Source organism: Streptomyces sp. YS-3 (assembly GCF_045257485.1).
Lineage (GTDB): Bacteria > Actinomycetota > Actinomycetes > Streptomycetales > Streptomycetaceae > Streptomyces.
In genome coordinates, this window is record NZ_JBJHPC010000206.1 from 1 (window position 1) to 11,307 (window position 11,307).

An 11,307-nucleotide genomic window follows, 5' to 3' on the forward strand; every position below is an offset into this window, starting at 1 on the left:
GTACGGGCTCAACGCCCAAGGTCCCCACCGGAATGCCCGAGGGCGCGTACAGGCGGTGATTTCGGTACGCGCCCTCGGGCATTCCGGTGGGGACCTTGGGCGTTGAGCCCGTACTGCTAGTCGCTGGTGGTGTTCTGCGGAGGCTGTCCGGTAACGCTGTCGGCCTTCAGTGCCTTGAGCGCCTTGGTGATTCGCTCGGTGGCGGCCTTGTGGTTACGCCTCTTGAGCTCTGCGCGCATGTCCGCGACGGAGGGCAGGCCGGTGCCGTTGGCGAGATCGCATGCGATGGCCCGTAGTTCGGCATCGGTCAGGTCGGGCTCGCGTCCGGGCGAGCCGCCCTTCCCCTTCCCGGTCCGCGTCCGTTCCGGCTTCACCGGCGCGTTCCGTTCCGGAACCGTGCTGACCGGATCCGCGTCGCGGTGAGCGGCCAGGGCACGGGCCTCTTCCGGTTCGTGCTCGCGTGCCGGGTGCGTCTGGTCATGGGAACGCGGAGCGGTACCGGAAGCCGACGCCCCCGGCGTTCCGGATACGGCAGCCGGTACACCGACGGGGCCGGCGGAGGGGGTGACCGGCGTTACCTGCTCCGGACCGGAGACCGGATCCGGGCGGTCGGCGGGACGCTCGACGAGCTGGTGGATCTGCCGCATCAGCACGGCGAAGGCCAGCATCGCGGCCAGCGGAGGAACCGCGGCGACCACATAGTCGAGAAACGGGACCGCGTCGGCGCGGTTCGCACCGCTGACCCCGGCCACGTTCAGCGCGATGGAGCCGACCGATCCGATCACGGTCTCGGCGATGGCCCACCGATCGGTGACACGGCGCAGTCCCGCGCGGAGCATGAGCAGTTCGCCCGCGACGATGAAGGCGTCCAGGGTCGCGGGCCAAGCCCAGCGGCGGACCGGTGAGCTTCCCAGTCCATGCTGGCCGGCGACATCGGCCAGGTGCGCGTACGAGAGCGCGAAGGCTCCAGCGGTGAGGACGATGATGACGGCCCCAGCCACGATGAGCACGGTCCGCTCGGCGGCGTGCTTGGTCGTCATCTCTCACCTTCCACCGTGACGAACACGTTCGCGATCCGTACGAGCCGGGGGCTTAAGGAGCCTGCGGGGGAACACGCTGGCGTCGGCCCTGGCGGAGGCGATTGGGCCGATGGCAAAGGGGGCGGCGGTGGTGCAGGGCAAGCGGAGGCACTCCAGACGGGGTTGGGCGGTGGCCACCCGGCGAGGTGGCGAGCGCGGGGTGGCCGCCGTGCGGCGTGGTGACTCGTACCACTCGTTACATGCCTGGTCAGAGCAGGTACGAGAGAAATTGCGATGACGAGACGACTCGTTGCGGGCAGATCACCCGTACCTGCGCTGACCTGCGTGGATACGAGTGGTACGAGACAAGTCGGGTCAGGCTGCGGTGCCGGGGCCGGGCTCCCCCGCAGGGTCGGGCTGTGGGCAGTAGCGGGCCCAGGCATCGAGGAACTGGTTGCGCGCGAAGCCCTTGGCCTGGGCACTGTCGGGGAACCGGCGCGTGCTGGAGCCGATGCCGTAGTCCTTCAGCAGCTCCTGCAAGCCCCGCGCGGTCAGGCCCGTGGCGCCGTACTCGGCCCACGGCGCTTCGGCGTCCTCGTTGAGGTAAGTGAGCAGGGTGCGTGTCCGCAGGACGGGCGGGTCGCCATGGAAGGCGAAGGCCCTGCGGACGTCGACGAGGATCCGGGTCTTCAGGCCGCTGTCCTCGTCCTGGCCGGCCTCGTAGGCGGCCATGGAGCGGCAGGCGGCACGGGCCAGTGCGGGCCAGTCGCCTCCGGCGAGGTCGGCCACGATCACCAGGGGTTCCCAGGTGTCGGCCGCGCGGTCCTCGACCGGCATGAACGGCTCCAGGTCCACCGCCTGCGGGTACAACGGCGTCAGCCAGGTGGAGAGCCGGTCGCGGACCGCGTTCAGCGCGGGGGTGTCGCGGCCGACGCGAAAGGAGGCCACCCTCTCGCCCGGTGCCCGGCGGCGCATCCGAATGACCACGGACCGGTCCATGATCGTGTCCGGTAGGTCGCCGATCCCGGCGAGCGCGGCCATGGCGAAGGTGGGGAAGGCCACTGGCTTGTGCTCGGGACCTGTGACCCGCAGGGTGGGCCGGTTGCGCTGGTGCCCGGCGTTCAGCAGGCCGCGCAGTTCCTCGTTCTTCTCCGCCACTTTGGCGGTGCCGAAGAGGGTGTCGGCCTCGTCCAGCAGGAGGGTCGGCGGGTCCTCGTCGGTGATCGAGCGGAAGATCGCCGCAGGGCTGGCGTTCATCGTGATCAGGCGGTTGTGCACGGTCTCGGTCACCATGTCCAGCAAGCGCGACTTACCGCACCGTTTGGCCGGACCGACCACTGCCAGGCGAGGCGCATGCTGCCAGGCACGCTGGAGATGCGTGGCTGCGATCCACAACGTCACGGCCGTGAGGGCCTCCTCGCTCGGCATGACGACGTACCGCTTGATCTGCGTCCGCAGATCAGACAGCACCAGCGCCCCCTCGGGCTGCTCTTCGTCGGGTATCTCCTCCGGTCCGTGCGCCAGCTTCTTTTCCCCGGCGCCTTGGCCCTCGTCACCGTGGTCGATGTCTGGCTCCTCGGCTCCCTCGTCGCCACGCGGGTGTGTGCCGGGCTGGCCAGGGACAGCCACCGTGGGCCACTCCCCGGGGGTGGGTGCGGAATAGGGCTCAGGCGTGGCAGGTTGCATGAGGCGGCTCCTCGTCTGGCGGTGGCGGGCTGGCACGCCCTTGCCGCCGGGTTGGTACACATCAGCGATGTAGGGGAGTTGAGGGCCTCCGGCGTGGCACCGCCGGAGGCTAGCTTCGTTCTCGCGGGCACTCGGCCACGGCGAGGGAAGACGGACAGTACGTAGACGCCTGTCCACAGTCCAGCGCTTCTGTGTCAGCTCAGCGCAGAAACGTCTGCTAGGGCCCCGCCCCTTCACGCCGCCAGACCCAGCAGCTGCCACAGATCCGCGGTCACCACCCGGTAAGCGTTGCCCAGTCGCAGCACCTTGCACGGGTAAGCGCCCCGCTTCGCCAGCTCGTACCCCTTGCTCCGGCCGAGACCCAGAGCCCGGTTGCCCGTGTCCAGGTCAACCGACACCGGTAGAGCGAGCAGCTCCTCCCGGCTCATCCCCTTCACGGCCTTCGACTGTCCGGCCGCCACGTCTTCGCGCATGCAGTTCGCCCCTTTCGGTGCAGCCCTCGGCGAACGCGGTCATCACATCCGTCTCCAGGCGCCTACAAACCAGGATGGCGAAGCTAATGTGTCTGCATGACACAAGACCGTTTCGATGATGGAACTGACGAGGACGACGACTTCCCGGAGTGGGAGGACCGGGTCAAGGCGAACGTGGCCAGCGAAGTCCGGCGCAGAAGGAAGGAGCGGGGATGGAGCGCGCAGGAACTGGCGGACCGCTGCGCGCAGCTCGGGCATCCCATCCCGCGCAACGTGATCGCCAACATGGAGTCCGGCCGCCGGGCCAACCTCCCCCTCGTGGACGTCATGGTCCTGGCCGCCGCCCTGAAGACGTACCCGGCCTGCCTGATCTTCCCGGTCGGCTACGTCGATGAGACCCAGGAACTCCCGTTCCAGCAGCTCGTGCCCACCTGGGAGGCCCTGCGCCGCTTCACCGGCGAGGAGCACGTACCCGGCTACGACGCGGGCCTGCTCCCTGCCTTCGAGCGTCACGCCAGCCTCGTCCGAACGGCCCTGGCCGGGCTCGAAGAGGAAGAACGGGCACGGTTCGCGGCCAAGACAGCCACCAGCCGCGCCCAGCAGGAAGAAGCAGAGCGCCAGCGGGCCAAGTACGGCGATCAGGCCATCGCCGCCAAATACCGGCTCCGCATCCTCCGCCGCGAACTCCGCGAGGAGGGAGCCATCACGCCCGATCTACCTCCCGCGCTGGGCGACGTAGATCCGCCCGAACCCGATACCGACACAGACACCACGGAGGAACGCGTTTGAAGGGCTCCACCCACCGCCGCTGCTACTGCCGCGACGCGAACACCGGCAAGCCGCTCGGCAAGAACTGCCCCAAGCTCGCCAGCCGCAAGCACGGCTCGTACTCCATACGTCAGGAGCTGCCGCCCCGCGAGGACGGCACCCGTCGCGCCTTCAACCGCGCGGGCTACGAGTGGCTGAAGACCGCCCAGGCCGACCTCGACCACGTCCGCGGCCTGATTGCCCTGGCCGACGCCGACGAGCCGGAGGATCTGGAGCGCATCGTCGCCCTGCTGGAGCAGATCGTCGAGGACAAGGCCCCGCTCCCCGACATAGAGGAGACCCGGCGCCGCCTCCGTGCCGGGCAGGACCTTGTCGGCAAGATGACCGTCGGTGAGTGGCTGGACATCTGGCTCGCGGGCAAGAAGAGCCGCAAAACCACCATCAACGGATACGCGGGGCATATCCGTTTGCACCTCAAGCCCCGGATCGGCCATGTCCGTCTGGACCGGCTGAACGTCGGCCACTTGGTGGAGATGTTCGACGCGATCGCCGACGAGAACGAGGTGATCGCTTCAGAGAACGCGGCCCGGCTCGTGCAGATCGCCCGGTGCAAGCCGAGCAAGCCGGGACGTCCGGTCGCGAGCGAGCGTCAGCGACTGACCAAGGAGCGGGCCGCGCTCGCGGAGATGAAGCCGTTCCGGCGGCAAACAGGACCGGCTACGCGGCAGAGCATCCGGCGCACTCTGCGCGCCGCGCTCAACGCCGCGATCAGCCGCCAGTACATCACCTTCAATCCGGCCTCCCACGTCGAACTGGAGTCGGGCAAGCGGCCCAAGCCCCTGCTGTGGACCGACGAGCGGGTGGCACGCTGGCGGGCGACCGGGGAGAAGCCCTCCCCGGTCATGGTGTGGACCCCGGCCCAGATCGGCGTCTTCCTCGACGCCGCAGAAGGCGACCGGCTGTATCCCCTCTTCCATCTCATGGGCACCCGCGGGCTGCGGCGCGGCGAGGGCGTCGGCCAGGAATGGACGGACGTCGACCTCGACGCCGGCCAGATAACCCCGGCCAAGGAGCTGGTCGTCGATGGCTGGGACCCGTACGAATCGGCGCCCAAGACGGACGGCAGCGCGAGCACCATCGCGCTCGACAGCCTGAACGTGGCCGTCCTGCGGGCTCATCGCGAGCGTCAACAAGCGGAACGCGAGAGGTGGGGTGATGCCTGGCAGGAGACCGGCAAGGTCTTCACGCAAGAGGACGGCTCGTGGCTCCACCCGGAGACGGCCTCGGCGACCTTCCGCCGCATCCTCGCCAACACTGACCTGCCGCCAATCACCCTCCGGGACCTCCGGCACGTCGCCGCGACGATCACGCACGGAAGCGGCGGCGACCTCCACACGATCAAGGAGACGCTGCGGCACTCCACGATCACGCTGACCTCGGACACGTACACGAGCCTGCTCCCCGAGGTCGACCAAGCGGTGGCCGAAGCGGCAGCGAGGCTCATACCCCGGACCCGACCGTCCGCATCCTCAGCCTGACCAAGCGCGCTCTCCGGGTGCGTCCTGTCCGCTCTGCGGCGAATATGAACTCGTCGCAGAGCGGATCGGCATCGCCACGTAGGCGGCGCCCGATTCGATTCGCTGCCCGGTAGCAGGGCACCCCATTAGGCCAATAGCCACCAGCCTGCGGATACCTGTTGTGTCGGCCTCAGCGACAGCAAATGGGCTGGCTGGCAGTGGTCCATCAAGGGTGGCTCACCTCCGTCACCCCATCGTCAGAGACCAGAGGAGTCGTTCCATGCCGAACCCTCCCGTTCCCCCGGCAACAGTCCGTTCCGGCAACGCCCCGGTCCGCTCCTGGGTCCGCAGGATTACGCAAGGCGGCCAACTCACGGAGACTTGCCCGCCTTACTGCACCGACACGCACTTCAATGACGACTCCGGGGCAGTGGACGACTTGACCCACGGCTTCCACTTCGACGGTCCAGAGCTGCCTCTGTTCGACTCCGAGCAAGGATCCGCCCCCGTCCCGGTCCTCGCCGGCCGCGTCCAGATCAGCCCCTACAGCATCAGCCAGAGGAAGCGAGCGCCGCACCTCGTGCTTGAACCAGTCCAAGACGAGGTCATAGAGAACCTCTCGCCCGACGAGTTCGCCGAAATCATCTCGAAGATTCGCGCGCAATGCGACGTCCTGGATGAAATCCACGCCCGGTTCGTCGCCATCCATGCAGAGTGGACGGAGACGCTGCCGTGAAGGTCACTTTCCCGACGCCCAAGGCGGGCCGCTGCGAAGCCCTCGCCAACCAGTGCACCGGCAGGGACTGCGGGGAGGATGTCGCCTCTCAGGACCGTCTCCACCGTGCTCTCTCACACTCCATGACCGGAAGCTACGGCAATGCCCTCATGGAGTTCGCGGTCATCCACTGGGCAGAGGATGCAGTACCCGAGATCGAGTTCGTCGGGGACGGCTCATGGCCCTCGCTGAACCTTGAGCAGGTCGACGAGCTCATCGCGGACTTCGACCGCCACCTTCAGAGCCTCCGCGCGGCGCGCGAACACATGGCCCTGCTCACGGAGCCGTCCGTGCACCGCACGTCCGCCTCATGACCAGGCCCTGACGGCGCATCCGCTCACGCATCGCTCACGCACGGGCCCCAACTGACCCTCAGAACACAGGAGCGCCCCGGCCGGTGATCCCCGGCCGGGGCGCTCCTGTGCAGGTCAGAGGGGGTGAACCCTCCGCCACTCGATGTAGGCCATGTCGGACTCGAACCGACAACCAACGGATTAAAAGTCCGCTGCTCTGCCAATTGAGCTAATGGCCCCTGGCATACCGCACCCCCGCAGCATAGCCCGACAGTGCCCGGCAGCCGATCGGGTATCGGGTGCCGGGCCTGTTGCGGCCCGTTCGGGCCTCTTCGTGGCCGGTATGCGCAGGTCACGACGGACGGTGCGGGCGGGTCAGCGGGAGCCGGGGTGGGGCGGGCGCAGGAACCAGTGGCGGGCCGAGGCGAACCACCACACCGCCGCGAAGCCCAGCACCACCAGCACCGCCACCGGTGCGTAGTTGAAGTTCTCCCATGTCACCGGGGACAGCTGGGGCAGCATGAACAGGACCGTGATCAACGCCACCCACGCCACCGCCGCCACGCCGATCGGGCGGGACCAGCGGCCCAGCTGCCAGGGGCCGGGGGTGAACGCGTCGCCCTTGAGCAGCCTCAGCAGCGTCGGGATCACATACGCGATGTACAGGCCGATCACCGCGATCGACGTCACCGCCGCGTACGCCGTCACGTTGATCAGATACGGCAGGCCCAGCGCCAGCGCGCCCACCGTGGCCAGCCAGACCGCTGCCACCGGGGTGCGGGTGCGGGGGCTCACCGTGTGCCAGACGCGGGAGAACGGGAGCGCGCCGTCGCGCGAGAACGCGTAGATCATGCGGGAGTTGGCCGTCACCGACGCCATCCCGCAGAACAGCTGCGCCCCGATGACCACCAGCAGGAGCAGCTTGCCCGCCGTCGCCCCCAGCGCGTCCAGGAGGATCTGGGCGGGCGGCGCGCCGGTCGCCGAGCCGAGCTCGTCGTCGTACGACTGGATGGCATACGTGAAGCCGAGCAGGAGGACGAACCCGGCGATCCACGAGGTCCAGATCGCCCGCACGATCCCGCGCGGGCCCGCGGTCGCCGCGTCGTGGGTCTCCTCGGTCATGTGCGCGGAGGCGTCGTAGCCGGTGAAGGTGTACTGCGCCATCAGCAGGCCGATCAGGACGACGTAGAAGCCGCTGCCCCAGCCGGTGTTGTTCACGTAGTGGGTGAAGACGAACCGCGTGGAGCGGTGGTGGTCCGGGGTGAACGCCAGCGCGCCCGCGATCGCCGCCACGCCCAGCACGTGCCACCACACGCTCACGCTGTTGAGGAGCGCCACGATCCGTACGCCGAAGGTGTTCAGCAGGCCGTGCAGGAGCAGGATCGCCGCGAAGAGCGCGATCGTACGGCCGGGGGTCACCTCGAAACCCCACTGGAGGTTCAGGTACGCGCCCAGGAACGACGCCGCCCCGAAGTCGATCCCGGCCGTCACCGCGACCTGGCCCAGCACGTTGAACCACCCCGTGAACCACGCCCAGGCCGCCGCGCTGCGCTCCGGCGCGAGGCGGTGCGCCCAGAAGTACAGGCCCGCCGAGGTCGGATACGCCGAGCAGATCTCGGCCATCGACAGCCCGACCAGCAGGGTCATCAGGCCCACCCCGACCCAGCCCCAGGTGATCAGGGCGGGGCCGCCGGTGTTCATGCCGAACGCGTACATCGTCAGACAGCCGGAGAGCACCGAGATGATGGTGAACGAGACGGCGTAGTTGGCGAAGCCGGACATCCGGCGCGCCAGCACCTGGGTGTAGCCGAGCTGTGCCAGCCGCTCTTCGTCGGACGTCGCCGCACCGCCGCCGCCCGCCGGACCGAGATCCTCCGGAGCCCCGTGGGCATCCGGATTCGTACTCGCGTCACTTGTCATGCCCCCAGCGATTCCCTCGCGGAGGGCCGGACATGCGCCACCGTTGGCCAAAAGAAGCCCGCAGACGGAAGGGCCCGTACCGCACCCATCGGGTGCCGTACGGGCCCTTCACTCACTCAGTCGGCGTGTCAGCCGTTGCGCTTCCAGCGCGGCTTGTCGTCACGGCGGCCGAAGGAGCCGGTGTTCGTGCCGGTGCCGGTGCCACCGCGGTGGTCGTCACGACGGCCGTACGGACGGTCGCCGGTGCCGCCGGAGCGGAAGCCGCCCGAGGGGCGGTCGTTGCGGTCGCGGTTGAACGGGCGGTCGCCGCCACCGGAGCGGAAGCCGCCACCGGTGGGACGGTCACCGCGGTCGCGGTTGAAGCCACCGCCGCGGTTGTCGTCACGACGCTCGAAGCCACGGTCGTTGCGGTCACGGTTGAAGCCGCCACCCGCCGGACGGTCACCACGGTCGCGGTTGAAGCCGCCACCCGCGGGACGGTCGTTGCGGTCACGGTTGAAGCCACCGCCCGCCGGACGGTCGCCACGGTCACGGTTGAAGCCGCCACCCGCGGGACGGTCGTTGCGGTCGCGGTTGAAGCCACCACCGCGGTTGTCGTCACGACGCTCGAAGCCACGGTCGCCACGGTCACGGTTGAAGCCACCGGACGGACGGTCGTCGCGGCGGAAGCCGCCACCGGCGGGACGGTCACCACGGTCACGGTTGAAGCCGCCACCCGCGGGACGGTCGTTGCGGTCGCGGTTGAAGCCGCCGCCACGGTTGTCGTCACGACGGTCGTCGCGGCGGAAGCCACCACGGTCGCCACGGTCCCCGCGGTCGTCACGACGGCCGAAGTTGCCCCGGTCGTCACGGCGCTCGTAGGCACGCTCCTGGGCGACCGGCTCGGCGGCCACCACGGCGGCGGCGACCTCGGCCTCGGCGGCCACGGCGACCTCGGCGACGGCTGCCTCCGGGTCCTCACCGCGCTCACGGGCGGAGCGGGCGACCAGACGGTCGGCCTCCTCGCGGAGCTCGGCGGCGCGGCGCGTCAGACGCTCCAGCTGCTTGGTGAGCTCGGCGACCTCGCGCTCGGCCTGCTTGGCGGCGTTGTTCGCGGAGTCGGCCTGGACCTCGGTCAGCGAACGGGCGCCGGTGATCTCGGCGACCTCCGGGTCGAACGCGCCGGCGCTCTGGATGATGTGGCGCGAGGCGTCGACGCCCGCGTCCTCCATCAGCCGGAAGATCTGGCGGCGCTGGTGCGGCAGCGACAGCGAGACGACGACACCGGACTTGCCGGCCCGGGCGGTACGGCCCGAGCGGTGCAGGTAGTCCTTGTGGTCACCGGCCGGGTCCACGTTCAGCACCAGGTCGATGCCGTCGACGTGGATGCCGCGGGCGGCGACGTCGGTGGCGACCAGGGCGTTGACGTAGCCCTTCTTGAAGTCCTCGAGAACGCGGGTACGCGCGCCCTGGGTCATACCGCCGTGCAGCGCGTCGGCCTTCACGCCCGACTCGCACAGCTGCTCGGCGATACGGTCCGCGCCCAGCTGGGTGCGGACGAAGATGATCGTGCGGCCCTTGCGGGCGGCGATGGCGGCCGTGACCGGCGCCTTGTCCTTCGGCTTCACGACCAGGACGTGGTGGGTCATCGTCGAGACGTTGCCCTGCGCGCTGTCGACCTCGTGCGTGACGGGGTTCGTCAGGTAGCGCTTGACCAGCGTGCTGATCTCGTTCTCCATGGTGGCGGAGAAGAGCATGCGCTGACCGCCGCCGGGGATCTGGTCGAGCAGCTCGGTGACCTCGGGCAGGAAGCCCAGGTCGGACATCTGGTCGGCCTCGTCGAGGACGGCGACCTGGACGTTGGCGAGCGAGCAGGCGCCGCGGTTGATGAGGTCGCGCAGCCGGCCCGGGGTGGCGACGAGGACGTCGACGCCGCGCTCCAGGGCGTAGATCTGGTTGCTCATCGACGTACCGCCGCAGACGACCTTCATCTTCAGGCCGAGCACGTCGCCGTACGGCTGGAGCGCGTCCGCGACCTGCATCGCGAGCTCACGCGTCGGCGTGAGGATGATCGCGCGGGGCTTCTTCTTCTCGGTGTGGCCGCCGGCGAGCTGCGCCAGGGTCGGCAGACCGAAGGAAAGGGTCTTGCCGGAGCCGGTACGGCCACGGCCGAGGATGTCCTTGCCGGCCAGGGCGTCCGGGATGGTCGCGGCCTGGATCGGGAAGGGGCTGGTCACACCGTTCTGCGCGAGCTTGCGCACGACGCCCTCGGGCAGCCCGAGGTCCGCGAAGGTGAGGGTCGGCTCGGCGGCCTCGTCGGCCTGCTCCTCGACGGCCTCGACGGCCTCGTCGGCGACCAGGACCTCGACGACCTCAGCGGTCTCGGTGACGACGGCGGTCTCGGTCACGACGGCCTCGGCGACGACGATCTCGTCGTTCTCGGGCATGACGGTGTTTTCAGTACTGGAAATGGACATGCGAAATGCGAAACCTTCCGGAGTCTCGGCACGCGCCCGTCAACTCCGTGATTCGCAATTCGACCGCCTCGATGCGGTCAGCCACGGCTAGGGAGAGTACGCGCCACACGGCGCTCTTCTGTGTCGGCGCCGGGCAATGGGATCAAACGATCTACCACCATACGCACTCTCCCCCCGGGAGCGCAAACCGCTCCCCTGCGATCCAGGTCACGACGGACCGCAGCCACCCCGGCTAAGCCGGTCCCACCTGCGGAGACGCCGCCGGTTCGGTCCGCGAGGCCGGGCTGTCGCCGAGGGCGCGCAGGGCCGTGGTCCGGGTGTCGGCGGCCGGGGAGGCGGACGGCGAGTCGCTCGGCTTGGGGGTCACCGGCGGGTCCGGCGGCGTCTCCGCAGGTGGGAC

At 69.4% G+C, this 11,307-nt stretch carries 9 protein-coding genes and 1 tRNA gene; 4 read left to right on the forward strand and 6 right to left on the reverse strand.

All coding sequences use genetic code 11. The features are described from left to right. Positions 1–116: 116 nt before the first annotated feature. The 3 genes from ACJA3G_RS18325 to ACJA3G_RS18335 all read right to left on the reverse strand — a co-directional run bounded on the left by ACJA3G_RS18325 (position 117) and on the right by ACJA3G_RS18335 (position 3,178). Positions 117–1,040 carry a DUF2637 domain-containing protein gene (locus ACJA3G_RS18325; RefSeq protein WP_406554078.1) on the reverse strand — a complete coding sequence of 308 codons (924 nt, stop codon included), beginning with the start codon at positions 1,038–1,040 and terminating at the stop codon, positions 117–119. A 354-nt stretch (positions 1,041–1,394) separates the two neighbouring features. Continuing rightward, positions 1,395–2,705, reverse strand: a complete 1,311-nt coding sequence (locus tag ACJA3G_RS18330) for a DUF3631 domain-containing protein (RefSeq protein ID WP_406554079.1) — start codon at positions 2,703–2,705, stop codon at positions 1,395–1,397. Between the two features lie 233 nt (positions 2,706–2,938). Further along, positions 2,939–3,178, reverse strand: a complete 240-nt coding sequence (locus ACJA3G_RS18335) for a hypothetical protein (protein WP_406554080.1) — start codon at positions 3,176–3,178, stop codon at positions 2,939–2,941. Positions 3,179–3,274: 96 nt separating this feature from the next. On the opposite strand from ACJA3G_RS18335, the gene ACJA3G_RS18340 reads away from it, so the two are divergent. The 4 genes from ACJA3G_RS18340 to ACJA3G_RS18355 all read left to right on the forward strand — a co-directional run bounded on the left by ACJA3G_RS18340 (position 3,275) and on the right by ACJA3G_RS18355 (position 6,552). Continuing rightward, complete coding sequence (locus tag ACJA3G_RS18340) at positions 3,275–3,967, forward strand: helix-turn-helix domain-containing protein (RefSeq protein ID WP_406554081.1); 693 nt, start codon at positions 3,275–3,277, stop codon at positions 3,965–3,967. Beyond that, a complete protein-coding gene (xerC, locus tag ACJA3G_RS18345; RefSeq protein WP_406554082.1) occupies positions 3,964–5,484 on the forward strand; it encodes a tyrosine recombinase XerC in 1,521 nt (506 codons plus the stop codon). Before ACJA3G_RS18340 ends, xerC begins: the two co-directional genes overlap by 4 nt. A 259-nt stretch (positions 5,485–5,743) precedes the next feature. Next, a complete protein-coding gene (locus ACJA3G_RS18350; protein ID WP_406554083.1) occupies positions 5,744–6,199 on the forward strand; it encodes a DUF6907 domain-containing protein in 456 nt (151 codons plus the stop codon). 122 nt (positions 6,200–6,321) lie between these two features. After that, positions 6,322–6,552, forward strand: a complete 231-nt coding sequence (locus tag ACJA3G_RS18355) for a hypothetical protein (RefSeq protein ID WP_406554084.1) — start codon at positions 6,322–6,324, stop codon at positions 6,550–6,552. A 145-nt stretch (positions 6,553–6,697) separates the two neighbouring features. Here the strand turns inward: ACJA3G_RS18355 and ACJA3G_RS18360 are convergent. From ACJA3G_RS18360 to ACJA3G_RS18370, 3 genes are all read right to left on the reverse strand, one after another. Continuing rightward, positions 6,698–6,770 (reverse strand) — tRNA-Lys (locus tag ACJA3G_RS18360). 136 nt (positions 6,771–6,906) lie between these two features. Further along, positions 6,907–8,451 carry an amino acid permease gene (locus ACJA3G_RS18365; protein ID WP_406554085.1) on the reverse strand — a complete coding sequence of 515 codons (1,545 nt, stop codon included), beginning with the start codon at positions 8,449–8,451 and terminating at the stop codon, positions 6,907–6,909. 128 nt (positions 8,452–8,579) lie between these two features. Then, positions 8,580–10,907, reverse strand: a complete 2,328-nt coding sequence (locus ACJA3G_RS18370) for a DEAD/DEAH box helicase (RefSeq protein WP_406554086.1) — start codon at positions 10,905–10,907, stop codon at positions 8,580–8,582. Positions 10,908–11,307 lie beyond the last annotated feature (400 nt).

Coding starts and splice junctions, on each gene's coding strand:
- ACJA3G_RS18325 (WP_406554078.1), bottom strand. CDS start 1,040: ATGACGACCAAGCACGCCGCCGAGCGGACCGTGCTCATCGTGGCTGGG.
- ACJA3G_RS18330 (WP_406554079.1), bottom strand. CDS start 2,705: ATGCAACCTGCCACGCCTGAGCCCTATTCCGCACCCACCCCCGGGGAG.
- ACJA3G_RS18335 (WP_406554080.1), bottom strand. CDS start 3,178: ATGCGCGAAGACGTGGCGGCCGGACAGTCGAAGGCCGTGAAGGGGATG.
- ACJA3G_RS18340 (WP_406554081.1), top strand. CDS start 3,275: ATGACACAAGACCGTTTCGATGATGGAACTGACGAGGACGACGACTTC.
- ACJA3G_RS18350 (WP_406554083.1), top strand. CDS start 5,744: ATGCCGAACCCTCCCGTTCCCCCGGCAACAGTCCGTTCCGGCAACGCC.
- ACJA3G_RS18355 (WP_406554084.1), top strand. CDS start 6,322: ATGACCGGAAGCTACGGCAATGCCCTCATGGAGTTCGCGGTCATCCAC.
- ACJA3G_RS18365 (WP_406554085.1), bottom strand. CDS start 8,451: ATGACAAGTGACGCGAGTACGAATCCGGATGCCCACGGGGCTCCGGAG.
- ACJA3G_RS18370 (WP_406554086.1), bottom strand. CDS start 10,907: ATGTCCATTTCCAGTACTGAAAACACCGTCATGCCCGAGAACGACGAG.